The organism is Rhodopirellula sp. UH5, assembly GCF_056839225.1.
The window spans coordinates 6,874,833-6,901,722 of sequence record NZ_CM166390.1 but is presented as its reverse complement, the minus strand read 5'-3'; the positions used below and the strand labels follow the sequence as shown (position 1 = coordinate 6,901,722).

Annotated in this window: 16 protein-coding genes; 10 read left to right on the top strand and 6 right to left on the bottom strand. The window is 56.8% G+C overall.

All coding sequences use genetic code 11. The features are described 5' to 3' along the window. Window positions 1-198: 198 nt before the first annotated feature. The gene (locus UH5x_RS24760) at window positions 199-939 is read right to left on the bottom strand and encodes a pyridoxine 5'-phosphate synthase (RefSeq protein ID WP_047815182.1); all 741 of its coding nucleotides are present in this window, start codon (window positions 937-939) and stop codon (window positions 199-201) included. Window positions 940-1,191: 252 nt separating this feature from the next. Next, on the bottom strand, window positions 1,192-2,595 hold the full coding sequence (gene eboE, locus UH5x_RS24755; RefSeq protein WP_482634013.1) for a metabolite traffic protein EboE: 1,404 nt from the start codon (window positions 2,593-2,595) through the stop codon (window positions 1,192-1,194). 198 nt (window positions 2,596-2,793) lie between these two features. Here eboE and UH5x_RS24750 point away from each other — a divergent pair, with 198 nt between their 5' ends. The 4 genes from UH5x_RS24750 to UH5x_RS24735 all read left to right on the top strand — a co-directional run bounded on the left by UH5x_RS24750 (window position 2,794) and on the right by UH5x_RS24735 (window position 10,267). Then, window positions 2,794-4,068 (top strand): competence/damage-inducible protein A, encoded by a 1,275-nt coding sequence (locus tag UH5x_RS24750; RefSeq protein WP_482636070.1) that lies wholly within the window; start codon window positions 2,794-2,796, stop codon window positions 4,066-4,068. Between the two features lie 4 nt (window positions 4,069-4,072). Beyond that, complete coding sequence (locus UH5x_RS24745; RefSeq protein WP_482634012.1) at window positions 4,073-4,591, top strand: hypothetical protein; 519 nt, start codon at window positions 4,073-4,075, stop codon at window positions 4,589-4,591. Between the two features lie 364 nt (window positions 4,592-4,955). Beyond that, window positions 4,956-8,870, top strand: coding sequence for a 3-keto-alpha-glucoside-1,2-lyase-like domain-containing protein (locus UH5x_RS24740; protein WP_482634011.1), 3,915 nt, complete (start codon window positions 4,956-4,958; stop codon window positions 8,868-8,870). Between the two features lie 2 nt (window positions 8,871-8,872). Beyond that, entirely contained in the window at window positions 8,873-10,267 is a 1,395-nt protein-coding gene (locus UH5x_RS24735) for a sulfatase family protein (protein WP_482634010.1), read from the top strand. Window positions 10,268-11,357: 1,090 nt separating this feature from the next. On the opposite strand, the gene UH5x_RS24730 is transcribed toward UH5x_RS24735, so the two are convergent. Together UH5x_RS24730 and UH5x_RS24725 are read right to left on the bottom strand one after the other, a co-directional pair. After that, window positions 11,358-12,830 carry a DUF1501 domain-containing protein gene (locus UH5x_RS24730; protein WP_482634009.1) on the bottom strand — a complete coding sequence of 491 codons (1,473 nt, stop codon included), beginning with the start codon at window positions 12,828-12,830 and terminating at the stop codon, window positions 11,358-11,360. A gap of 6 nt (window positions 12,831-12,836) precedes the next feature. Next, window positions 12,837-15,503, bottom strand: coding sequence for a PSD1 and planctomycete cytochrome C domain-containing protein (locus UH5x_RS24725; RefSeq protein ID WP_482636069.1), 2,667 nt, complete (start codon window positions 15,501-15,503; stop codon window positions 12,837-12,839). Window positions 15,504-15,824: 321 nt separating this feature from the next. On the opposite strand from UH5x_RS24725, the gene UH5x_RS24720 reads away from it, so the two are divergent. The 5 genes from UH5x_RS24720 to UH5x_RS24700 all read left to right on the top strand — a co-directional run bounded on the left by UH5x_RS24720 (window position 15,825) and on the right by UH5x_RS24700 (window position 24,386). Continuing rightward, on the top strand, window positions 15,825-18,497 hold the full coding sequence (locus UH5x_RS24720) for a sulfatase-like hydrolase/transferase (protein WP_482634008.1): 2,673 nt from the start codon (window positions 15,825-15,827) through the stop codon (window positions 18,495-18,497). 242 nt (window positions 18,498-18,739) lie between these two features. After that, a complete protein-coding gene (locus tag UH5x_RS24715) occupies window positions 18,740-19,420 on the top strand; it encodes a transposase (protein WP_482634007.1) in 681 nt (226 codons plus the stop codon). Between the two features lie 292 nt (window positions 19,421-19,712). Then, the gene (locus UH5x_RS24710; RefSeq protein ID WP_482634006.1) at window positions 19,713-21,353 is read left to right on the top strand and encodes an arylsulfatase; all 1,641 of its coding nucleotides are present in this window, start codon (window positions 19,713-19,715) and stop codon (window positions 21,351-21,353) included. A 206-nt stretch (window positions 21,354-21,559) separates the two neighbouring features. Next, window positions 21,560-23,047, top strand: a complete 1,488-nt coding sequence (locus tag UH5x_RS24705) for an aldehyde dehydrogenase family protein (protein ID WP_482634005.1) — start codon at window positions 21,560-21,562, stop codon at window positions 23,045-23,047. 46 nt (window positions 23,048-23,093) lie between these two features. After that, window positions 23,094-24,386: a class II aldolase/adducin family protein gene (locus UH5x_RS24700; protein ID WP_047815172.1), complete on the top strand. Its 1,293-nt coding sequence runs from the start codon at window positions 23,094-23,096 to the stop codon at window positions 24,384-24,386. A gap of 96 nt (window positions 24,387-24,482) precedes the next feature. Here UH5x_RS24700 and UH5x_RS24695 read toward each other — a convergent pair whose 3' ends face one another. Together UH5x_RS24695 and UH5x_RS24690 are read right to left on the bottom strand one after the other, a co-directional pair. After that, window positions 24,483-25,334, bottom strand: coding sequence for a lysophospholipase (locus UH5x_RS24695; protein WP_482634004.1), 852 nt, complete (start codon window positions 25,332-25,334; stop codon window positions 24,483-24,485). 44 nt (window positions 25,335-25,378) lie between these two features. Continuing rightward, window positions 25,379-25,660, bottom strand: a complete 282-nt coding sequence (locus UH5x_RS24690) for a hypothetical protein (RefSeq protein WP_482634003.1) — start codon at window positions 25,658-25,660, stop codon at window positions 25,379-25,381. A gap of 274 nt (window positions 25,661-25,934) precedes the next feature. Between UH5x_RS24690 and UH5x_RS24685 the strand changes: the two genes are divergently transcribed. Then, complete coding sequence (locus UH5x_RS24685) at window positions 25,935-26,804, top strand: EcsC family protein (protein WP_173442679.1); 870 nt, start codon at window positions 25,935-25,937, stop codon at window positions 26,802-26,804. Window positions 26,805-26,890: the final 86 nt, after the last annotated feature.

Sequence of the window (26,890 nt, the reverse complement as noted above, 5' to 3'; positions counted from 1 at the left end):
AACGTCGATCTCACACATCTGAATTCTGGCGAATCCAGCCACGATGTGTCGGTAGGCCATGTCTCACATGGCACCCCAGCCGATGCTTTGGAACAAAGCGAGGCGTCCCCCCGCGTCTCACCACCCGATTCCCCATTTGCACTGTCCAATTTGCAAATTGCCATCTCCCCCTGCACTCACACCCCCGCGTCCCACAATTCACCCAGCCGCAATTGTCACGCTGTCCAGCAACCGTCGCATCTCCGCCACCGCTTCTCGCATCCCGACCATCACGGATCGACTGACGATGCTGTGTCCAATGTTCAGCTCCGCCATGCCTTCGATCGCGGCGACCGGTCGGACGTTCACGTAATTCAAACCGTGCCCCGCGTGCAAACGCATGCCGGCATCACGAATCATCTTGCCTGTGTCGGCCAAACGTCCGAGTTCGTGTTCGACGGCGGCTCCCTTGGCCAAAGCATACGGCCCGGTGTGCAATTCGACCGCGTCCACTTTTAAATTCGCAGCCGCTTCGATTTGATTCGGTTCGGGATCCAGGAACAGGCTCGTTGCGATGCCGGCATCCTTCAGCGTTTGAATGGCGTCAGCGATTCGGCCAGTGTCACCAGCGACGTCCAAGCCACCCTCGGTCGTCACCTCTTCGCGACTCTCGGGGACCAACAACGCCCAATCCGGTTGCACGCGACAACAAATCGCCAAGACATCCGCGGCACATGCCAGTTCAAAATTCGTACGCACTTGAACCGTCTTCACAAACAGTTCGACATCCCGGTCGGAGATGTGACGCCGGTCTTCTCGCAGGTGAAACGTGATCCCGTCGGCGCCGCCCTGTTCCGCCAAGGCAGCTGCGATGATGGGATCGGGTTCCTGCCCTCGACGAGCTTGACGAAGCGTGGCGACATGATCGACGTTGACACCAAGATCGATGAAGTGCGGCATGAGTGGAATAAAAAAATGAAATGAGGGGAAGGGAAGTCGTCATCGTTCGGAAATCGAACCATCAGCCAATGGGCGCTAGTGGTCTGTCACAGCTAAAAGTCAGGGTTGATCGTAGTGGACGAGGCCACGAGTCCTTGGATTTGACGCCAGTTCAGGACTCGTGGCCTCGTCCACTACCCTAAAAACAAGTCCTGACAGACCACTGGCCCACGGTTGCCGAATACGAAACGGACGCCGGCGCGTTCCGGCTGATCAACAGTCCGATAAGACACCATGCAGCCAAATGAGTTCGGAGGCGATGTCGCCGGCCAGGTCACTTCGACCGGCCGATTCGGGCAGCACCGACCAAGCGTACGTTTCGACTTCCAAGTGCCCGGTGAATTGCAGCGGTTGTCGGCGTTTGGCGGGGTCCGTCAACTCGACGAGGCTCTTCAAGGTGTCCAGAACATCGCCACGGGTGGTCTCAAGGTGCCCAAACTGCTCGGCGAAAATTGGCACATGGAAATGGATCATCCATCGCTTGTCCCCCGCGTAGCGACTGGGATTCGTTTCCATCTCCGCCAACACGGCGGGCAAGTCCTCTTCCAACACGAACTTCCCGGATGCCGTGACGCGACCGGTTTGGTGCAGGTAGCGGTCTTCGGCAAACGAGCGCAATTGAGTCAGGGTTGCTTCGCGATCGGTGTCCGCGATTCGGCTCCAGTCCACCACAATGGCACTGCTGACCTGAACCTTGCCGACCACAATCCCGGCCTTGGCGTAGGCCGCCAAGACATCGTGTTGAGACTCACCCATCACCGCAGAATGACAAACATCATGGCAAACGCCGATGTACCGTCGGTGTGTCGCATCAGGCAATTGCTTTTCGAACCACTCGATCACTTTCGCGGCGGTGTCCAAGATGCAACCGGGCTCAGGCTCGATCGCCAACACAATTCGTTTGCCCGTCCGGTCTTCCAAACGCCGCAGATCTTCCGCCATCCGCCGCAGGTTGGTTCCCGCATGGTGCAGTTGGTCATCGGTGACTTGGACCCGATTGCCTTCTTCGTCCGTGTTTTGCGGCCAACCGATCGGCAGCGTGCTGATCGTACCCAGGTTGGTGTCCGCGGGCAAAATCTCAGCCAAAATTTTCGCCAGGTCACGGGTGTAGCCGATCCGCGAGTCTTCCCACCAAGTCGGCGAATACACCGCGTGCTTGACGACGTCTTGATGGAAGTTGTCGTGTGGGAATCCGTTGAAGGTGTAGGCGAGCAAGCGAGCCTTCTTCATCGCGGCGGTCAGTGGTTCCAATCCGTTGCGTCGCAGGTCGGTCGTGGCTTCCGATGACAACCACAATCCAATGCCCAGCGGCGGAGCGGTGCTGACGATGGTCGCGAAATTCTTTCCCGTTTGGATCTTGGGCGAACCGCTCTCATCCGAATATTGGGAATCGAGGATTCGTCGGCGAACTTCCGCCGAAATGGATTCCAAGTTGCTCGTCACCCCGGGGACATCCGCACCCGCATGAATGTTGGTGCAGTACCCCACCGTCCAGCGAATGGGCGAGCTCGAATCATCAGCAGGGCTGGCTCCGTTTGCTCCGTTAGCCTCTGGGCCGGCGTTTGATTTTTCGATGACCGCAGTGACGTCGGGAAAACCGTTGGGCGATGATGTCATGCTTGGCGAAGGTCCAGTTTGCTCGGGGGGGCGTCAGGCGGTGCGTCTCGTTGCAGTCAGTTCACCATCGAAATCCCAATCCAATGACGAACTGTCCTGCAAAGGTTAAGCTGCGTGACAAGATTTGTCGCCCCAGGTCAGTGCGGCAACCCGGTCTTTTTGATCTTCCATTTGCTTCCATTTTGTCACGCCAAACGAATGCCACACATCACGGCCGAAATCATTTCCATTGGCGATGAAATGATCACCGGAGCCCGCCTGGACACCAACACCCAGTGGCTCAGCCAGCGTCTGGGGGAACTGGGCGTGGACGTTCAATTTCATTCCACGGTTGGCGACACGCTCTCGCACAACACCGATGTGTTTCGGATCGCAGCCCGCCGGGCCGACATCGTCGTTGCGACGGGTGGATTGGGCCCCACACGTGATGACTTGACCCGGGAAGCGATCGCGGAATCCCTCGGGCTGCCACTGCAATTGCACGAACCTTCGCTGGAGTTCATCCGGTCCATGTTTCAGCGTCGCGGGCGAGAAATGCCCGAACGCAACAGTTGCCAAGCGATGTTTCCGCTCGGTGCCACGCCTATCCACAACCCTCAGGGAACCGCTCCCGGGATCGACATCATCGCACCTCGCGAGGATGGCACGCAGTCTCGCATCTTCGCACTCCCCGGCGTGCCAGCGGAAATGAAAACGATGTTCGACGAGACGGTCGCGGCCGCCGTTCTGGCGTCCAATGGGCAACGTCAACACATCGCTCACCACATCATGAAGTTCTTTGGCATCGGCGAAAGCGACATGGAACAACGGTTGGGCGACATGATCGCTCGCGACCGTCAACCACGTGTTGGAATCACCGTCAGCGCAGCAACGATCTCCTTGCGAATCGTCGCGACGGGCGACTCCCCGGAGGAATGCGAATCGGCGATCGCCAAAACTCGCGCCGAGATCCTCGACCAAGCCGGCGAGTTCTACTTTGGTGACGGGGAAACGTTCGAGCAACATCACGCCGTCATCCGTCATCTCAACGAAGTCGGCCAGCGATTGCTGCTGGTCGAACTCGGCCGCGCCGCTCCACTGGGCGACTGGTTTGCCGCCGTCTCGGACGAACCTGGCTTCACCGCCGACGTCCCCGCATTCGTCGGTGGAATCTCACTCGCCGATGTCGAGGATCTGCGACAATGGACAGGGATGCCCCAGGACGCTTCCGCAGAAAGCTGTTTGACCGCTCTCCAAAAACGTTTGTCGGCCGACTGGGTGTTGCTCGTCGACGAGTATCCCAGCCTGCACCGAACCAGCGATCATCCATTGCCCGGAAGCGATGTGACCTTCACTGTTGCCGCCCCCGATGGAACCTTCCCGTCGCAGACGCAACACCTCGGGGCTCATCCCAGCATCTTGCACGCCCGCGTCGCCAAAGCGGGTTTGTTCTGGTTACGAAAGTGTTTTGCCGCCGCCACGTCAGGAGTCTGAAACCATGATCCGATCCCAAGCCTTGTTGCTCACTTGTTTGACAGCCACGTCTTTCGCAGCGTTGAACAGTTGCCTGCCTGTGGCCACCGCGCAAGCTCCCACCGAGATCACCACCGAACCCGCCTCCCCCAAAGCGGACCCCTCCGATCGCGAATTGCGTTTGGCCAAGTACCTCAGCGGAGCCACGTTCACAGGCCACTTCACCGTCGACGGCAAAGAAGACCGAGCCCTCAAGCCCGAGTCGTACACGATCAAGTCGTGCGAGAAACTTCCCGAGCCCGACATGTACTCGATGAAAGTCGCAATCCAATACGGTGACACCGACGGCGAGTTCCCCATGCAGCTCAAAATTCTGTGGGCCGACCGGACTCCCGTCATCACCATGGATTCCGTTTGGATCCCCGGACTGGGAACCTTCTCGTCTCGCGTCCTGATCCACGACGGACGTTACGCTGGGACTTGGCAACACGACGCCAAAGGTGGCCACCTGTTCGGGAAGATCACACCGGCTGAAAAGCACTGATGGATTGATCCCGCGTCGCAATGGTTGAGGGTGGACGAATGGTTCCGCCCGAAACGGACTCTTTCCGTCAACGATGCCCGCGTCTCGAAGCCCGGATTTGCTTCCGGATGTCTCGTTCCGGAGTACCGACGAGCAGAATTTGCGGGGAAAGAGGCTGGCCGATAGCGAATTTCCATGGTTCGATTTTGGTGGAGGCCAATTGAACGCGGCATCAGAGCATCTATGATCTCCTTGTCGATGGCGGTCTATAGGCTTGGCTGTCGCCCCAAATCCCACCCACAGCAACTCGCCTCCGCAGGCTCCCTGCCTGCATCGTCAACGCATTTGACAAGCTCGTCCTTCATCAGCCCGAGCGATTCGCCCGATGCGTGGTGCGATTGAAAACCGACGTTTGACAGCCGCGACCATTGGCTCGCACCAACCGTCGGTTTCGAACGACGCCCCGCCTCGTTTCCTCCCACCTATTTGCAAAGCCACTGTGACCTACATCGGATATTTGACACGCGCGTGTCTCGTTCTTTCGTTTGTCTGTTCTCTTTCCGTCCAGGCGGAAGATTCCTTTGAAAACTTGTTCAACGGAAAAGACCTTTCTGGATGGGCCGGGAACGACTCCTTTTGGTCGGTCCGCGATGGAGTCATTCATGGCGAAACCACGAAAGAGAATCCAACCAAGGGCAACACGTTCTTGGTGTGGCAAGGCGGAGAGGTCGGCGACTTTGTCTTCAAAACCAAAGTCCGTTTTCGCGGCAACAACAGCGGCGTGCAATATCGCAGCGAACTGATTGATCCCAAAGACTTTGTCGTCAAAGGCTATCAAGCAGACCTGCACGAATCGCCCGACTTCTTTGGAATGCTCTACGCGGAAAAATGGCGTGGCATCGTCGCCAAACGATTCCAAAAGGTCGAAGTCGGTGCGGATGGCAAACCCAAGGTGGTCGGCGAGGTCGGTGACCGCTCGCAAAAGCTGGTCGATTGGGAATGGAACGAATTGACCATCATCGCGGTGGGCGATCGGCAAATTCACCAGGTCAACGGCGTCACGACGATGGACCTGACCGACAATCACCCGGAAGCTCGCCGCAGCGGAATTCTAGCGTTGCAGTTGCACGCCGGACCTTCGATGACTTGTGAGTTCAAAGACGTTCAACTTCAAAAGCTGGATCCCGCGAACGCCAAGTCCGTGTTGAACTCCTACGTGCAAAGTGGAGCTGCCTCCAAAGGCCAGAACGCCAAAAAACCTTCTGCTGCGACCGCGTTTGATTGGGTTGCCAAGTCACCAACACCAAAATGGATTTGGCGTCAGGATCAGCCCTCGTCCAACGACCCGCTCTATCTGCGGCATCAGTTCGAATTCATGCCCGAGGGATCCAAAGAAGCCATTCGCTCGGCCCGCTTGTATGCCACCTGCGACAACGAAGCGACCGTTTGGATCAACGGGAAGTCCGTCGGTGATTGTCCCGATTGGAAGTATCCGATCAAAGAACTGGATGCTCGTCAGTTTGTCCGAGCAGGCAAGAACCAAATCGCAGTGAAAGCCGGCAACCGAGGTGGCGTGGCGGCTTTCGTTTTCAAACTCGAAGTCGAAACCGAGGATGGAACCGTTCATCAAGTCATCTCGAGCCCGAACTGGAAACTGGCCAACGCAGCCACCGGTGATTGGAAGACCGCCGCTTACGATGATTCCAAGTGGAACGTTGCCGCCAAGTCGCTGGGCGATTTTGGAAAATCACCATGGGGAAAACCGGGAGTTGGAACGGACCAGGCATCCGGGGACACTTCTTTCAGTGCCGACGAAGTCACGGTGCCCAATGGATTCAAGGTCGAACTCGTTTATCAAGTTCCCAAAGTCCGCCAAGGAAGCTGGGTCTCGTTGACGACCGACGATCAAGGTCGCTTGTACGCCAGCGATCAAGGCGAAGCGGGTTTGTATCGAATCACGCTCGATGAAAGCTCTTCCAACGCAACCGGCGAATCAAGCGTCCAGGTCGAGAAGATGCCGGTGAAGATCTCGGGCGCTCAAGGCATGGCTTGGCACGACGGTGCCTTGTATTTCAATCGCGGAAGCAGCCCGATGTATCGCGTCACGGACTCCACCGGCGACGGGTTGCTCGATCATGCCGAGGAATTGTTTGGCACGCATGGTGGCGGAGAGCACGGGAACCACGCGGTGATTCCAACCGAAGACGGCGACGCTCTCTATGTCGCCGCGGGCAACCACACGAATCTGCCGGACGAGTCCATTATCGCTGGATCACGCATTCCGACTTGGAACGAAGACCTGCTGCTGCCGCGCGAATGGGACGCCAACGGACACGCTCGCGGTCGACTCGCACCCGGCGGCTGGATCACCCGGTTCGATCCGAAGACGAACAAACATGAAGTCATCTCGATGGGGTATCGCAACCAATACGACATCGCACTGAACCGTGCCGGTGATCTGTTCACGTATGACGCCGACATGGAATGGGACCTCGGTTCGCCATGGTACCGCCCGACGCGAATCAATCACGCCGTCAGCGGATCGGACTACGGATGGCGAAGTGGTTCCGGGAAATGGCCGGAGTACTACGAGGACAGCTTGCCAGCGGTCTTGAACATCGGTCCCGGCAGCCCGACCGGTGTGGTCGGCGGCCAAGGAGCCAAGTTCCCCGCCAAGTATCAAGACGCGATCTATGCACTCGATTGGACCTTCGGAACGATCTACGCGATTCACTTGGAACCCAATGGGGCTGGCTGGAAAGCTCACCAAGAAGCGTTTTGTTACGGAGCACCTTTGCCCGTGACCGATGCCATCGTGGGCAAAGACGGTGCGTTGTACTTCACCGTTGGTGGACGTGGCACCCAGTCCGCTCTGTTCCGAATCACGTACGCAGGCGACGACTCGACCGAACCCGTTTCAGCTGCGATTCCCGGTGAAGAAGCTCGCCAGCAACGCCGAAGTTTGGAAGTCTTCCACGGGAAAGAGCACGCGGACGCAGTCGCCAAAGCATGGCCCCATCTTTCGAGCAACGATCGTTGGCTTCGATACGCGGCACGAATCGCCGTCGAGTCACAACCGACTGAGCAATGGGCCAACAAAGTCTTCGACGAATCCAACACGCAGGCCCGGATCACCGCCGCCGTCGCTCTGGCACGTCGAGGGGATGAATCCCATCGATCCGACTTGGTGAACGCGTTGTTGGAAATGAACCCCAGCGAATTGCCCGAACCGCAACTGCTCGGACTGCTGCGAGCCTACGCGTTGACCTTCATTCGACTCGGCGAACCAATCGCAGAAGAACGCGAACGGGTCATCGAAGAGCTCGATGCATTGCTTCCGAACAAAAGCAAAGACGTGAACACGGAACTGGTTCGCTTGCTGGTCTATCTGGAATCACCCACGGTGATCGACAAAGCAATCGCCATGATGACGAACGCGAAACCCACGCCTCCGGCTTGGGTGGAAAACGTTGATTTCCAACGCAACCAACGTTACGGTTCGCGAGTCGTGAAGATGCTTGAGAACCAACCGCCTTCTCATGAAATCAACTACGCTTTCATGCTGCGAAACCTGCGTGATGGTTGGACAATGGAAAACCTTCGGGCGTACATCCAGTTCATCAATCAAGCCGCAAAATACAGCGGCGGGAACAGCTACGGCAAGTTCCTCGCGAACCTGCGAGACGAAGTGTTGGGGCATCTCAGCAACGCACAGCGGGAAGAACTTTCCGACATCAGCGGCGAAGACTTCAACCCTGTCCCCGACTTTGAAATCACCGCTCCCAAGGGACCAGGCAAAAAATGGACCTTGGCAGAAGCGAACAAGCACACCGGCGGTGCCTTGCGTCAGGCCAATTATGAAAGCGGCCGCAACCTTTTCCACGCCGCACAGTGTGCCTCTTGTCACCGGTTCGATGGACTCGGTGGCGACATCGGTCCCGACCTGACAACGGTGAAGAATAAATTCAACGCCAACTACTTGCTCGAATCCATCATCGAACCCAGCAAAGTCATCAGCGATCAATACGGATCCAAGGTGGTGCTGCTGGAAGACGGCCGTGTGCTGACCGGACTGATGATTGAAAACGAAGATCAGATCGAGATCCATCCGGTCAGCAAGGTCGGCGAAACGGTGAAACCAGTCGTCGTGGAACCGGACGAAGTCATCTCAGCCAAAGACTCGCCGATCTCGCAGATGCCGACTGACATGTTGAATTCGTTGAACGCAGAAGAAGTTCGTGATTTGATCGCGTACTTGCTGTCCGGTGGTGACCCCAAAGCCAAGGTGTACGGGAAATAGTGATGAGCAAAATCACGAATTGTTTGACCGGACTGGCGATCACGGTTTTCTTCGGTGCTGCGATTGCAACCGCGAAGGAAGTAGAACGCCAACCCGACATCGTGGTTTTTCTGGCGGACGATTTGTCCGCCTCGGACCTGGCGTTGTACGGTGGCACCAACATCGAAACGCCCTTCCTCGATCAATTGGCTGAGGAAGGGATGACATTCGACCGTGCCTTCGTGGCCAGCCCGTCGTGTGCCCCCAGTCGGGCCGCGTTGTTGACAGGGTTGATGCCCGCACGAAATGGCGCGGAGGAAAACCACACGTACCCCCGCGAGGATGTGCTGAAACTGCCCGTCGTCTTGAATGAACTGGGCTATCAGACAGTCGCATTCGGAAAAGTGGCTCACTCTCGCAGTGCACCGGCCTATCAGTTCGACACCCACGATCGAGCCCAAGACATTCCCGCGGTTCGAAAGAACGTGCGAGCCTTCCTGGAGAACCGCAACGATCCGCGACCGCTGGCATTGTTCGTTGGAGTCTCCAACCCGCACGTTCCATGGCCAAGTGAATCCACCGTGGACCCGCAATCGATGACGTTGCCGGTGAAGTTGCTCGACACACCACAGACTCGAGTCCAGCGATCTCGCTATTTGCAGGAAGTCAAGGACTTGGACGCCTACCTCGGTGAACTACGGCAACTGGTTGAGGAGCACGTTTCCAAGGACCGTTTGTTCTTGTTCTCTAGCGACCACGGGGCTCAGTTCCCATTCGGCAAATGGACGCTCTACGACGAAGGCATCCGGATCCCCCTCATCGTTTCTCGCGACGGAATGATCGAACCTGGTTCACGGACGGACGCGATGGTCAGTTGGGTCGACATCTTGCCGACCTTGATCGAGGTCGGTGGCGGTGAAGTGCCCGAAGGAATTGATGGAAAGTCATTCGCCGGAGTGTTGCAGGATCCATCCAAGAGTCATCGGGATCGAATCTTCACGACGCACAGCGGCGACAGAATGATGAACGTCTACCTGAGTCGTAGCGTTCGAACCGAACAGTACAAGTTGATCTGGAACTCGCATCCCGAGTTTGCGTTCACGACGCACATCGATTTGTTGCTGCGGGCCACTTCAGGCGACTATTTCAAGGAATGGATCGAGGCCGCAAAGAGTGACCCACACGCCGCCGAAGTTGTCGCAAGCCATCACGGCCGTCCTGAGTTCGAACTGTTCGATCTGACCAACGACCCGAACGAGACCAAGAACGTGGCGAACGAACCAGAACTGACGAAGGTTCGATCACGTTTGCTATATAAACTGCAAGATTGGATGCGAACTCAAGGCGACCAACTGACGGTCTTTCACAAACCGCTCATGCTGGACGCTCCCGAAACATGGGTTCCTCGCAAACCATAAACAGGTCGGCAGAAAAGAGCGGGCACAACGATGTGAGCCGTTTGGGCGTTCGCCCCGGTTGGACGTGGGAGCAACACCGCTTTCCAAAACTGTCCAGATGCCGAAAGACTCCTGCCGACCTGCCTCAAACCTCCCGACCGGCTTGAGTCGCGATCGAAATTCACTGCCCCTGCGACAACGACTGGGTGCAAGATCCCAACAAGATGAACACGAGCATTCGTTCCAAGCGAAAAAGAACTCTACGATCTCCAAGTAGACCCGGATGATCAAAACGATCTCGCCGCCCAGGACGCTGACAAAGTCCAACGTCTGTCAAACATCATCGACGATTGGCTCGAGAGCACGCCCGTCATCGGAAAGTGATCTCATTGAACCGTTTTGGATGACGACCACGTTGACCTAGGAGGCCGAGCAGCATTCTGACACCGCTTTTCGGCAGATTTCCACATGGTGCACCTCTCCCGGAACGAAGTTTGGGGAGAGCGATATACTAGGTCGAGCGACGCCGTTCAGGCGTACGCGAGGGTGTCGACCTAGTCGGCAATGAGGTTTTAACGCATGTAGAATGGGCACTCTTGCCTTTTTGTACCCCACATCTTCTGGGAGCCGTTTGCGTTGTAATTACAGGCGTTTTGAAGCCAAACATCCCTTGCCCAAGAACCATTAAGCAGGTACGCAGGTGTCATCGGGTATGTGAGCCGTTGGCGTTAGCCACGGTTTTCACGCACAACCGGGGCTAACGCCCAAACGGCTCACATGATCGTGCTTGATCATTCCTGCCGACCTGCTTCGTGTTCGATCAGCGAAGATTAGTGTTCCCTTGGCCGCTCTGGCGGAACACTAATCCACTCTGATCGGACACTAATCTTTGGTGTTTCGAGATGTGGGGTATAAAAAGGCACTCTTGCCCGTCCGAGTTGCGGATGTCGGCCAAGAGTGGCCAACCGACAGCAAAACCGACAAGCTCATTGCCAACGGGCGAGGTTCGCAAGCTGTTGAGAGCATGGCACTTCAAAACGGCACGAATCTCCCCAGCCAGACCTCGTCGATTTCGCGAGGTCGGCTTTACCAGAGAAGCCTTGGCGCTGCCTCAGGCGATGATCTCGTTGACCACCCGGGCGGGCTCGACTCCGGTCAACTTTTGTTCCAGTCCTTGAAACGGGAACGTGAGTTGTTTGTGGTCGACGCCCAGCAGATGAAGCATCGTGGCATGCAGGTCACGAACATGGACGGGGTCGGCGACAACGTTGTAGCTGAATTCATCGGTTGCACCGTGCCGTATCCCGCCTTTGACTCCGCCGCCTGCCAGCAAAGCGGTGAAGCACCTCGGGTGGTGATCGCGACCGTAGGTGTCCATGTCCAACTTGCCCTGACCATAGACCGTTCGCCCGAATTCACCAGCGAAAACAACCAAGGTGTCGTCCAGCAAACCGCGCTGCTCAAGATCCTTCAGCAGGGCGGTGGTTGGCTGGTCAACGTCTTGGCATTGTCCCGGCAGGTTGGCCGGCAACTTGGAATGGTGATCCCAACCGCGATGAAACAACTGGATGAAGCGAACATCGCGTTCCGCCATCCGACGGGCCAGCAAACAGTTGCGGGCGTAAGACCCCGGGTTGTTCACTTCTTCGCCGTACATCGCCAGTGTCTCAGGAGACTCGTCGGAGATGTCCGTCAGTTCGGGGACCGATGTTTGCATCCGAAACGCCATCTCTTGTTGAGCGATGGTCGTCTCAATTTCGGGATCCCCGATCTCCCCAAAGTGCTTGCGATTGAGGTCGCCCAGCGAATCGAGCATGCGTCGCCGAATCGCTGGATCGATGCCGCTGGGGTTGGATAGAAACAGGACCGGATCGCCCGACGTTTGGAAGCTGGTGCCCTGGTGCTTGGACGGCAAAAAACCACTGCCCCAGAGACGAGAGTACAACGCTTGCACGTTGACCTTGCCGCTCCAGTAAGCCGATGGCATCACGATGTAGTCTGGCAAGTCCTTGTTGAGCGTTCCCAATCCGTAGCTCAACCAGGCCCCCATGCTTGGTTTGCCTGGCAGTTCCGTTCCGGTGCAGAACGCGGTTTTGCCCGGGTCGTGATTGATCGATTCGGTGTGCATCGAATCGATGAAGCACAGCTTGTCGACTTGCGTCGAAAGGTGCGGCAACAGATTGCTCATCCACATGCCGCTTTCGCCTTGCTGCGAAAAACCAAAGCGACTGGGGACGATCAGTTGCTCTTTGCCACGCGTCATGGCGGTCACGCGTTGGCCTTGGCTAACCGATGGCGGCAACGGTTGATTGAACTGCTTGACCAGTTCCGGCTTGTAGTCGAACAAGTCGATTTGGCTGGGAGCTCCCGCCATGAAAAGAAAGATGACGCGTTTCGCTTTGGGTGCAAAATGGCACCCCGCCGGGATATCGTATGGTGCACCGGACGCGGCGTTTGGGACCGCTGCGTTTGCGAACTTTGGTCCCAGAACCAACGATGCAAGCGCCGTTGTCCCCAATCCCATGCCGGCACTGGCCAAGAACCGACGACGATTTTCGCTTGTCGAGCTGTTGTGGTGATGCATGGCGATTCAATCTTTGGTCTTGGTGATATCGAGGTTGTAAAGCGTGTTGCACAGCACCGTCCAAGCGGCGAGTTCGACTTTGTCCTGAGGTTCGTCGATGGACACTCCCTCGCACAAATCTTCGACCAAATCGGGTGAGCTGGCATACTCGTCACGCAGATCATCCAGCAGTGTTTGCAGAACGTTCACTTCCGTTGAATCAGGGAGTTTGGAGGTGACCGTTTCGTAGGCAAACGCAATACGATTTTCGGCGGGTTCCACCAAAACGGACTGCGCCAATTGCCGGGCGGCCCGAAGGTATTCGCTCTCGTTGAGCAGCAGCAAAGCTTGTGTTGGCGTGTTCGTTCTTTCGCGACGCGCGATGCACGCGTCACGATTGGGTGCGTTGAGGATGGTCATTTGCGGTGGTGGCATCGCACGTTTCCAAAACGTGTAAATGCTACGGCGATAAATCGATTCACCTTGATCAGCGCGGAAACGTTCCCCCGTCATCGAAACCGCTTTCCACAACCCGTCCGGCTGCGGTGGTTTAACGCTCGCCCCATGCATTCGAGTGGACAACAATCCGCTCGAAAACAGAATCTGGTCGCGGATCATTTCGGCATCGAGCCGATAGCGGGGGCCGCGACTGAGCAATCGATTGTCTGCGTCCGCTTGGAACTGCTCCGGCGTGGCTCGCGAAGATTGACGATACGTTTTGCTCATCACGATTCGCTTGAGCAAGGCTTTGACATCCCATCCCGAGTCGACAAACGACACCGCCAATTCATCCAGCAATTCAGGGTGGCTGGGGACCTCGCCCTGGTTGCCAAAGTCCTCGGACGTTTTGACCAACCCGACGCCGAAAAAGAGTTGCCAAAACCGGTTCACTGCCACGCGTGCGGTCAGCGGGTTTTCGGGAGCCACCATCCAATTGGCCAGATCCATGCGGGATGGCGAATCCGCTTCCGTCTCCAGTGGTGGAAGGAAGCCGGGAACCCCGCGTTGGACTTCTTCCCCAGGGGCATCGTACTGACCTCGCACCAGAACGAATGTCTTTCGAACCTCATCGCGTTCCTTCATCACCATCACTTTGTCGACACCATGTTCGACCGAGTTTCTTTCGCGTTGAAGCTTGGCCTGCTGCTTCTGCAACTTCTCCAGCGGCGACTTCAACTGATCGAGTTCGTTTTGGAGCGAGTCTTTGAGAGCGTCCCACGCTCGAATTGTCTTCGCGCGAGCCTCTTCCTCAGGCGTCACAGCTTCCACCACATCGCTTTTCGCCAACTCGTCGTCGGACGCTTCCTCCTCGGGTTGAATCTCTTTGATTTGTTGCAACTGCTTGGTGACTTGGTTCACTCGCTTGCTACGAGGAGCAATTTGCTGTTCGAGTGCGGCCAAATCCGCATCCATTTGATCCAACTTGGATTGCTGAGCATCGGTGGGGAATCGCACGAAAGGCGCTTGAAAACCATCCACGACTTGTCGCGGGTTGGTTTCGGGCTCGGCATCGATGTTGTTGAAAAACGCGTATAGTGAGAAGAAATCCTTCTGCGTGATCGGATCAAACTTGTGATCGTGGCATTGTGCGCACTGAACCGTCAGACCCATGAACGCGGTGCCGACAGCGGTAACGCGATCCAACACGTTCTTGACGTGGCTTTCCTCGGGCAAAGCGGTTCCACGATCAATGATCAGGTGCAGCCGATTGAATCCCGACGCGACGAACTGGTCCCGGGTCGGTTGCGGGTGCAAATCGCCAGCGATCTGGTCTCGAACAAATTGATCGTACGGAAGGTTTTCGTTGAACGACTGAATCACCCAATCCCGATAAGCGACGTGGTTGCGATAGAAATCTTTGTGCATCCCGTTGGTGTCAGCGAATCGCACCAGATCCAACCAGTGGCGGGCGATGTGCTCTCCAAACTGCGGACTTGAGAGAAGGTCATCCACCAATTCTTCCCAGGCCAACTCGGGGGAATGGGCGTAGTCCGATTCGAACTGGCGGATCGCTTCTCGGCGGGGTGGCAAACCGGTCAGGTCGAATGTCAACCGTCGCAACAGAGTTCTCGCATTGGCTTCTTCCGAAGGCAGACGCTGCAGTGACTCCAGCTTTCGAAGAACGAATCGATCCACCGCCTGAGTGCTCCACTCCGCATCGCTCGTGATCGGTGGCAGCGGATGTTCGGGGGCACGGAATGCCCAGAAGTCTTCGTAAACGGCTCCGCTTTCGATCCATCGCCGAATCAGTTCCGTTTCTTCTTCGTTGAACGGCTTCAAGTGTGAATCCGGCGGCGGCATCAACATCGATTCGTCATCGCTGGTGATCCGGTGCCAGACCTCACTCTCTTCGACCGCTTGTGGTTCGATCGCGTTTCCGATGGCCCCCTCATCCCCATCGGGCTGGTCCAACCGCAAACCGGCTTCTCGTGAACCGGCATCTGGACCGTGGCAGGCAAAGCATCGGTTCGAAAGCAACGGCCGGATGTCGCGACTGAACGAAACCGATGGCTCGCTTGTAGCCGAGCCAGGGCCGGCGTTCTCCGTTGGGCGAGCGATGTCCTCGGCATGCGAACGCGAATGCAGGAGCGAACAGACGATGAATGAGCAGAGAGCCACAGCCAGCATCAAAACTCGTTGCAACCGCGTCTCGCGTGCAAACACGGATGGGAAGCGGCCCCGGTGGAATGGCATAGATGATGACCAGCGTTCGGCGGCGGGATAGTTGGCAGGATTCAATCAGTGTAGATCGAATGGGATCACTTGCTAGCACAGCAGCAAGCCACAATGGACGCCAGACTGGCACGATGCGGCAGTGATTGCCCTCGATTTTGTCCGAAAAGGCCATCCTTTTCTTGGAATCGCTGCAATGTCACGCTAGAACGTTCAACGGTTGTTTGTCACAAAGTGACTCAGCCAATCATCATGATCCATTGGCAGGTCGTTTGCCAAATCCCCCCACACCTTGCCCATCCGGCCGCAACACTGGCTGCCGATCCCACCAGGACAAACTCCATGAAACGACTTCCTCTTCCTTTGCTCGCTCTCGCGATGTGCTTCTGTGCGAGCCATTCTGCTGAGGCGGGTGAACTCGACCCTCAGCAGCATGCGTGGCATGCAAAGTACAAAGACCAAGCGAATGCTCCTTTGCCCGAGGAGATGCTGCTCAACACAGACCCCGAGCCGGATCTGTCGAAAGGTTTCACCTCGTTGTTCAATGGCAAGGACCTGAGTGGCTGGACTCCGAAGGGAGGCACCTGCAAGTTCACGGTGCAAGACGGGATCCTTGTTGGCCAAGTCGTTCCAGGTTCCAACAGCACCTATTTGTCGACCGAACGAGATGACTTCGACGACTTTATTTTCACCTGCGACATGAAGTGGGAAGAGTCCTGCAACAGCGGTGTGATGTTCCGTGCTCAATCCAAGCCAGGCAAAAACGAAACTGAAACGGTGTTTGGCCCTCAGGCAGAGATGGAGGGATTCAGTCAAGATCGCCATTGGTCGGGTGGCATCTATGGACAAAGCTGCGGCGGTTACTTTTACCCGCTGTGGTTGAAAGAGCACCAGGCAGCGAGAGCGGCCACCAAGGAAGACATTTGGAATCGCGTGACGATTTCTGCCCAGGGCAACGTCGTCAAAACCTGGATCAATGGTGTGCCAGCCGCCCACTGGATCGACGACGGATCCTACCCCAAAGGCTTCTTCGGCCTGCAGGTTCACAAAGGTGCAAAAGGCACCGTGCTGTGGAAGAACCTCCGAGTGAAAGAACTGGCGAACAAGCCCGCTGCGTCGGCAAACACCAGTGCATCGAAGCGTCCCAACGTGCTGTTCATCCTGGCCGATGACCTGGGATGGAGCGACACGACTCTGTTTGGAACGACGAAGCTCTATCAAACTCCGAACATCGAACGGCTTGCGAAACGCGGGATGACTTTCACGCGAGCTTACTCGTCCAGTCCGCTTTGTTCGCCAACACGGGCGAGTGTTTTGACCGGACTCAGCCCAGCACGGCACGGCATCACTTCGCCGACCTGCCACTTGCCGAAGGTCGTTTTGGAACCCCAAGAGACCGCGAAAGGGCCCCCCAACAAGTTCTCGACCGTCCCCGAATCGGTGACACGACTGGACACCAAGTATTACACGCTCGCCGAGATGTTCCAGGACAACGGTTATGCCACCGGTCACTTCGGAAAATGGCACTTGGGACCGGAACCCTACTCACCGCTGGAACATGGTTTTGCCGTCGATGTCCCACACCATCCCGGCCCCGGTCCTGCGGGCAGCTACGTCGCACCGTGGAAGTTCAAGGACTTTGATCACGATCCGATGATTCCGAATGAGCACCTCGAGGACCGGATGGCGAAAGAAGCGGTCCGGTTTCTCGAGCAGCACGCGGATGAGCCTTTCTTTCTGAACTACTGGATGTTCAGTGTTCACGCGCCGTTTGACGCCAAGAAAGAGTTGATCGAAGAGTATCGAGATCGCGTCGATCCGAACGATCCTCAACGCTGCCCGACCTACGCCGCAATGATCGAAAGCATGGACGATGCGATCGGCACCTTGCTGGACACGTTGGATCGCCTCGAAATCGCCGACGAAACCATCATCGTGTTCGCGTCGGACAACGGCGGCAACATGTACAACGAAGTCGATGCCACGACCGCGACCAGCAACGCTCCGTTGCGAGGCGGCAAAGCGACGATGTATGAGGGCGGCGTGCGTGGACCGGCGATCGTTGTCCAGCCCGGTGTGGTGAACGCCGGATCGCGAAGCGATGCGATCATTCAAAGCATCGATTTCTACCCGACTCTCCTGGAGATGCTGTCGATCGACGCTCAGCCAAACCAACGCTTCGATGGTGTCAGCATCGTTCCCGCTTTGCAGGGGAAGCCACTGCAGCGAGACGCCATTTTCACCTACTTCCCTCATGATCCTCCCGTGCCGAATTGGATCCCGCCTTCGGTCAGCGTGCATCAGGGCAATTGGAAGCTCATTCGCATTTTCCATGGTGGCCCAAACGGTTCGCATCGATACAAACTTTTCAACTTGAAGAACGATCTCGGTGAACGAACGAACCTGGCGGCAAAAAATCCCGATCGAGTCCAGCAAATGGATACGCTGATCGAGCAACATCTGGTTGAAACCAATGCCGTCAGACCGCTGATCAATCCAAAATTCGATCCCGCCCGATACAACCTCGCCGCGGAAGGCAAAGGCGTTCTGAAACGCACCGGCAACACACCGAAGAGGACCAAACCGCGAGTTCACCGAAAACCGGTCGCCGGTTGGTTGCCCGGTGGGACGTGTGACCTTTCCGTTTCCAACAGTGTGCTGCAAGTCGAAAGCACCGGCGGTGACCCGCACTTGAGTTTCTCGCTTCCCGAAGTGGTGAAGGCATCTCCGATGACGTTCACTGTTGAAATGCAATCGAATTCTTCGGGCAGTGGGCAAATCTTCTGGAAAGAGATCGGCCTTCCCTACAATGCGGTGCGAAGCCAGGTGTTTGATGTGACTCATAATGAAAACGTCCACACCTATTCCATCCAACTTTCGCCGAAGGGCCCGGTACAAGGCGTCCGAATCGATCCATCGAATGGCCCCGGCCAAATCGAAATCCGGCAAATGCGTTTGCTCAACGGCGACGGCGACACCATCCAAGAATGGACCTTCGGAGCCGCAAGTCACTGACCCCGTACGATGGTCTTCCAAGACCGTCGAAAAAAAACGCAGCGTCCTTTGCCCCACTGGTCGGGCTTAGAAGCCCAACCTACGAAAACGGCCAGTCTAGGAAGCCCAACTTACAAAATCGCTTGGACGCCCAACCGACAGAGTATCTGGTTTGCGTTGCCACCCGACGTCGCCTGCCAGATTGCAGTACAGTAGCCACAAGAATTCCTGCTTCCGCCAGTCACTGTCTTTGGGAGTATCACGTGAGCGAATCCTTTCACCTGGACGCTCCGCCCGGCTTTCGCGGACTGCATCCTGATTTGCCGGTTCGAATTTACCACCGGCACCTTCCACATTGGCGGCAGGCGGGAGCGACCTATGCGATTACCTTTCGACTTGCCGACTCCATTCCGCAAGGTCAACTTCGCAGCCTTCAGCGTTGGCGAGAAATGTGGGAACGATCCCACCAGGAGCCGCGGACCGAATCGGACTGGGACCTCCTGGCGAGAGAAATCACGCACCGCACCGAAGCGTGGCTGGACCAAGGGTACGGCCAATGCGTGTTTCAACATGTCGGCTTGGCGAACGAGATGGCCAAGTCAATGCAGCACTTTCAAGACCAACGTTACCTGACGTCTTGCTATTGTGTGATGCAAAACCATGTTCATCTGGTCATGAAGCCGCTGGGTAATTATGCATTGGAAGACCTGCTGCGCGACATCAAGGGGTTTGTCAGCCGAAAGGTCAATCGTGAACTCGGTTTGGAAGGGCCGCTATGGGAGCAAGAAAGCCACGACCGAATCATCCGCGATGAAGAGCATCTTTATCGCCTCGTTCAGTACATCGGCAACAACCCGATGAAAGCTGGTTATGCGGAAGATCAATGGGTTCGATGGGTGCACCCGGACTGGGAATCACTGGGATGGGGCTTCCGCGATTCGTGAAATGAACAATGAAGTCCAAGACTGCTCCAAGGCAACGCAAAAAATGTACGATGGCCTTCCCGGGCCGTCGACGTCGCCCCGTACGATGGTCTTCCAAGACCGTCGAACTGTACGTTGGTCTTCCAAGACCGTCGGAAAAAAACGCAGCGTCCTTTGCCCCACTGGTCGGGCTTAGAAGCCCAACCTACGAAAACGGCCAGTCTAGGAAGCCCAACCTACGTAATTGAGCCGGAAGGCCGCCCCACAAGACACCACCTCCTCCAATCGCAATCAACTTCCAGAGACAACGGACATGAACTTTCGAAACGTGCGAGGGATGTTTTGCTTGATGGCAGTCGCCTGTTTGGGCGTGGCTGGCAATCCCTTGATGGCATCCGAACGACCAAACTTCCTTGTCATTCTCGCTGACGACCTTGGGTTCTCGGATCCCGGATGCTACGGCGGTGAAATCGAGACTCCCAACTTGGATGCACTGGCGGCGGGCGGCTTGCGGTACACCCAGTTCTACAACACGGCGAGGTGCTGGCCGACACGAGCCGCCGTGATGACGGGGTACTACCCACAACAAGTGCGTCGCGACAGCATGCCAGGGGCGACGCGGCAATATGGCGGCGGTGGAACACGTCCCGAGTGGGCTCAGACGTTGGCGGAATACCTTCGTCCAGCCGGGTATCGAACCTATCACTCTGGCAAATGGCACATCGATGGAAAGCCGACCGACAACGGATTCGATCTCTCCGACGAAGCCACCCGAAGCCCAGGATTCTTTGACTCCATCCGCAAACAGAACCGAGATCCGAAATTCTACCGGACGACCGCGACCGCTCAGCACGCGATTGAATGCTTGCAAGACCACGCGGAGGAACATTCCGATCAGCCGTTCTTTCACTTCCTCGCATTTCATGCCCCTCACTTCCCGCTGCATGCGTTGCCGGAAGACATCGAGCGATACCGCGACCGCTACATCGCAGGTTGGGAGGCATTGCGGAAAGAACGCAAGCAACGACAGCGTGAACTCGGCTTGAACGTTGGTGCTCTGTCTCCGATCGAGCAAGAAGTAGGTCCGCCCTATGCCTTCCCCGACCAACTCAAAGTGCTCGGCGAAGGAGAGGTCACTCGCCCGTTGCCATGGGATGAAATGAGCGAAGAGCAACAACAATTCCAAGCGACCAAGATGGCCATCCACGCGGCCATGGTGGACCGCATGGATCAAGAGATCGGGCGCGTGCTCGCTCAGCTCAAAGAAATGGGCGAATTCGAAAACACCTGGATCTGTTTTCTGTCCGACAACGGTGCCAGCGCTGAGATCATGGTCCGAGGCGAAGGCCACGATCCTTCTGCGTCACCCGGATCGGCCGCGACCTATTTGTGCTTGGGCCCCGGATTCAGCAGCGCCGCGAACACTCCTTTTCGTCGGCACAAGACCTGGGTACACGAAGGAGGGACGTCCACGCCGTTCATCGTTCATTGGCCCGAGGGAATCAACGCGAAGAACGAACTGCGAACCAACCTTGGGCATGCCATCGACATTACGCCGACCGTGTTGGATCTCGCCCAAGTCGAGCTGGACGAGACCGGTGGCCCACCGATGAGCGGCCGAAGTTTGAAGCCGTCCTTCGACGATAGCGATGCTGCAATTCATAACGAATTGTGGTTCTATCACGAAGGCAACTGGGCTCTGCGGCAAGGTGATTGGAAGATCATTCACTCCAACATCTCTCGCCCCTTTCCCTGGCTGCGTTCCGAAACCGCGGCCAACGAGTCCCAAGAAGATGGCAACTGGCAACTCTATCACTTGGCGGGCGACCGAGCCGAACAAAACGACTTGGCGGCCAAACACCCTGAACGAGTCCGACAGATGGCGGATCGCTGGTGGGAATTGCGAGACCAGTTTTTGCGTGATTCGATGACGGGCAATCAGCCAAGTCCTTGATCAGCAAACGGAGTTGGCGACCACCACTCACGAACAATCGGAACGGCAGCGAGCCTTGGAACCGGTTTCCAAGGGGATCCACCCACCCAGTCTGGAGGCTGGGCGTCCCATCCAACCATCGATGCCGCGATGAAGTCCATCGACAATCGTTGTACACTGCTAGTTCACCCCCATTCACCGCAGAGAAAGTTTGAGCGAGAAAGAATATGAGCGTCGCAACCCAACACACCTTGCTTCCCGAAGTTCAATCGTTCCTGGATCAATCGCCCCTGGCGAGCTTTGTGGGCGGAAAAGCCTTCCCGAGCGAGCAAGGAAACGTGATCGCAACGATCGATCCAGGCTCGGGCGATCAGCTCGCTGAGATTCATGATCTGAGTGCGGCCGAGATTGACCGTGCGGTTGAAATTGCCAACGAAGCCTTCCCGGCTTGGGCGGGATTGTCCCAAGCAGAACGCAGCGGCATCCTGTTGAAACTCGCCGATGCGGTGGAAAGTCACAAAGCGATCATCGCGCAGATTGAGGCCCTCGATGCCGGCAAGATCGAAGCCCAAGCCGCGGGCGATGTGCAAAACTTCGTCGACACGCTGCGTTACTTCGTTGGGTTGTCTGACAAAGTCGAGAAACGCACGAAGTTGGACGTGCCCGGCCACGATGCCCACACGGTCAAACAACCTTGGGGTGCCTGTGCATTCATCTTCCCATGGAACTTCCCGTTCTTGTTGATCGGCTGGGGAATCTCGCCTGCGTTGGCCGCCGGCAACACCGTCGTGATCAAACCCGCTGAAGACACATCGCTGTCGGCGATCTACTTGGCTCAATTGGCCAAGGAAGTCGGTGTGCCCGATGGCGTGATCAACGTGGTCACCGGTCGTGGTGCGACGGCGGGTGCCGCCCTGACCAACAACGCCGAAATCAAACGCATGTCCTTCACCGGTTCGCCCGAAGTCGGCCGCTTGGTCGGCGAGTCATGCGGACGCAACTTGGTGCCGGTCAAATTGGAACTGGGGGGCAAAGGCGCTGCGGTTGTCTTCGATGATGTGGATGTCAAAGCCACCGCTCAAGCGTTGGTCGGTGCGATCACATTCCACACCGGTCAAGTCTGCTGCGATGCAACGCGTTGGTTGATCCACGAAGACATCTACGATGAATTCGTTGCGGAGTGCAAGCAGTTGATGGAGAAAGTTCGCATCGGTCACCCACTGGACCCCAACAGTGACATGGGCCCGGTTGTGAATCCGAAACAACGCGAGCGTGTTCTCGGGTATCAAGAAAAAGGCACCGCTGGCGGTGCTCAGTGCTTGTGCGGTGGTGGTCCCGCGACGGTCGACGGATTGAACGGGAACTATGTCAAACCAACTCTGTTGGCTGGACCGCTGGACAACGTCGCCGCTCGCGAAGAAATCTTTGGCCCCGTGGCATACCTGGCAAAGTTTTCCGATGAAGCCGATGCGATCGCGAAAGCCAACGACACCGACTATGGATTGGCCAACAGTGTCTGGACCACCGACACCGAACGCGCCAACCGGGTCGCTGAGGCGATGATCGCTGGCAACAGTTGGATCAACGCTCACAATGTGTTCGCGCACGGTGTCCCTTACGGCGGCGTCAAGAAGAGCGGCATGGGCGGCGGCGTGCTTTCGCCTGAAACGCTGATGGACTACTACCGCAGCACGTCGGTTGTCCGACCTCTGTAATCTCCTCCGCTGACCTTCTGATTGATCCTTCACCGACGGAAATAGAATGAGCCATTCGCGAGATGTCCAGCATCCACGGGACCGAATCATGCAAACGATGGATCGGATCTATCGTTACCGCATGACGACGACTTCGGGTGGCAATCTGTCGATCCGAGACAGCGAGGGCAACATTTGGATCACGCCGGCGAGAGTCGACAAAGGCAACCTGACTCGGAACGACATTATCTGCGTCCGCGCCGATGGATCCGTCGATGGCCCGCACCCGCCATCCTCGGAGTTTCCGTTTCACAAAGCGATCTACGAAGCCCGGCCGGATGTGAAGGCGATCGTGCACGCTCACCCGGTCGCCCTGGTCGCTTTCAGCATCTGCCGCGGGACCCCCGACACTCGGTTGTTCCATCAAGCACACAGTGTTTGCGGCAAAGTCGGATTCGCACCTTATGCTTGTCCAGGAACGGAAGCACTCGGGGCCAGCATTGCGAAGCAGTTCGAAGACGGATGCGACAGCGTGATCTTGGAAAACCACGGCGTCGTCGTTGCCGGTCAAGATTTCGCGTCGGCGTTCCAACGATTCGAAGCGTTCGAATTCGCGGGCAAGACGCTGATCAAAGCCAAACAGATTGGCGAAGTTCGATACCTCGACGATTCCCAACTGGATCAAGCCGCCCATCGAAGCGTTGACTTCATTAGCTACCAACCGCCCGCCGCCACCACGCAAGAGCAAGAACTACGTCGGCAACTCTGCGAGTTTGTGCGTCGGGGATGCCGGCAGCGTTTGTTGATCAGCACCGAAGGCAGTTTTTCAGCTCGTTTGAAAGACGATTCATTCTTGATCACGCCAACGCAGCGAGACCGTGAGTTGTTGCGAGCCGAGGACTTTGTGCTGGTCAAAGGCGAATTTCGTGAATACGGAAAACTGGCCAGTCGAGCCGCCAATGCTCACCGCGCAATCTACGAAAGGCACCCTCACGTGCAAGCGATCGTGTTCGCTCATCCGGTCAACGCAACAGCATTCAGCGTCACCAGTGTTCCCTTGGATGTTCGAACCATCCCTGAAAGCTACGTCTTCCTACGCGACGTGGCTCGTGCTCCCTATGGTGTTCAGTATTCAGGCGATGGATCGGTTGCCGATTACGTGTGCAGTCGTAACCCGGCCGCGATCCTTGAAAACGACGGCGTGCTAGTCACCGGAACAACAGTCTTGGATGCGTTTGATCGCTTGGAAGTGCTCGAATCGACCGCCGAAGCGGTGATCAACGCAAAAGCGATCGGCGATGTCTCGGTGATGCAGCAAGACGTCATCGACGAGCTGTGCGAAGAATTCAATTTGGCGTGAAGCCGAATCACGTTACGCCTCGGCTTTCATCCAACTGAGACCGTCGACTGATCGCCCAACCAGTGATGCAAGCGAAGATGGTTGAAAAGGCTGGTTCTACTCGATGCTGAGTGCGGCGGTGTCGAGCAACCAGGTTTCAATCGCTTCGTAGACTTGCTCGCGTTCATCTTCGATCAACAACGAGTGTCGAAGTCCTTCGAAGCAGACATGGTGGCAAGATCGGCCGGCTTTCTCAATGAACTCGTCGGTCGTGTCCGAATCGCACAGCTCATCGTCTGCTCCCGTCAGCACCAACAACTTGACGTTCAACTTTTTCGCGTGATCCGTCAACCAAATGCCATGGCTGAGCAATTGGCTGCCGATTCCAATCGAGAGTTTTTCGTGAATCAAATCGTCGTCCGCGAGTTCGCGTCGCGCCTCCGCGTCCTGAGTCAACTGCGTCGGCTCAATTGTCGCCGACAGACGAATGTGCGGGATGAGTTTGCCGGTCAGCCACGCCGCGAAGGCTTGCGGACGTGTGGGTGGATTGGGCGGCAGGATCATTGGGTTGGTGACAATCGCTCGCTTGACGTATTCGTGATCGCGGCCGAGAAGATGATTCAGAACGAAGTTTCCTCCCATGCTGTGCCCGAGCAACACGAGTTCGGCTCGCGGGAATTGCTGCGCCGCGAATTCGAAAGCAACTGCAATGTCATCGACCAGCGTGTCAAAACTGGGTGCGTCGCCGCGGGCGCCAGGACTCTGTCCGTGACCGTGTTGGTCGTAAACGACCACCCCTCGATCCAGAGCCGTCATCCGTTTGGCAAAGTCTTCGTAGCAACCGGAGTGTTCGCCCAATCCGTGCACGAGCACGAACGCGATCTCTGCTGATGAAGGTCCAGATCGGCGACAGTGCAGTTGACGTCCGTCGGGGGTGCTGAGTGTTGATTCTTCGATTTCAATTGCCATGAAACGGGTGTTGGAAGGTTGCCATTCGGTTTGACGAGATCTTGTTACTTTTTCTCGCGATCAATGAACTTGCAGAACCGACTGAGTGCTCCCCCGGCGGTTTTCTCCTCATGCAAAAACGCGAGTTTGGATTCCTCAAACTTGTCAAAGAAGCTGTCCCAGCTGATCGTGGACAAGTTGTCGTTGCGGCTGCCGTGAGGAAAATCGATTCGCAACAATCCGATTCCATCCTCGGAATCGGCAGTCGCTTCCACCGTTGCGGGCACACCACCTCGTTCGTGGACCCAATTTCGGATGGAATCGTGATCGGTCGTTGCATTTGCCATGAGTTTTCCTCGGAGGTGTGATTTGGGAGAGCCTTCAGCAGTGCACTCAAATGTCTCATTCGATAAAGTCTCATATGATCGATGCACGGCTTGATAACCAGAGGAAGCAACACGCGTGCCAAATCCCCGACCTGGGCGCAGCGTTTGCAAGGTAGCTGGCATGCTCCTGCCCCGTCCCCTTCAATGAAGCGTTGCCGGCAAGCGTCTTTTGTCTCAGCGAAGAATTTGCTCCCACCCGAGCGCGGCTCGTAACCTCCTCCGATTGGAATCCACCTTGAGCGACAACTTGATCACCGGAAGCCTTCCCGAGGAAACTTTGGAAGAGTTGCGTCAAGCCAAGAAAATCTTGGAACATCACGGGATCGCGGATCGGTTGACCGAGATGATCGGAACGCCAGTCACGGCCTCACTGAAGATGCTGCCCGACAGTGTCGAGTCAGCCGTTCATTCCGCCATCGAAAAGTCATTGCACGTCGCACTCGACGTCGCTTTGCGAACATTGGGAACCGACAAGGATCCGTCGAGCCCGAACGCTCGAGGCAAACCCAAACTGCTGACCCACAAATTGCTGGCGGGACTCAGCGGTGCCGCGGGCGGCGCACTCGGCGGCGCGACCGTCGCGGCGGAACTGCCCGTCTCGACGGTGCTGATTCTGCGAAGCGTCGCTGACATCGCTCGCAGTGAGGGGGAAGATCTTTCGGAGGTGGAAGCACGCCTGGCATGCTTGGAAGTCTTTGCTCTCGATCCTGGTCAGTCCTCCGACATCGACGACGAGACCGAAATCGGGTACTTCGCAGTGAGAGCCGCGATGGCGAAGCAAATCCAAGACGCGTCAAAGTACATCCTCAAGAATGGGATCAAGGATTCTGCCGCACCGCCGCTCGTACGATTGGTGACGCAAATTGGGAAGCGTTTTGGCGTTGTCGTCAGCGAAAAGGTGGCGGCGCAAGCGATCCCCATCATCGGAGCGGTCGGCGGTGCGCTGATCAACAGCTACTTCATCGATCACTATCAAGACCTCGCCCGCGCCCACTTCACGATCCGCCGTCTCGAACGAACTTATGGCGAACCGCTTGTCCGTGAAACCTATGGGCAAATGAAACTTCGTCAACGGCCACGCCGTGTTATCGGGCGGAACACTTGATTCGCCCGCTGGCTCTCGCCAAAGAGAGCAGTCCCGTTTCCAACGGTTGGTCGACGATTGACCAACGAAGAGCATTTCACGTCAAT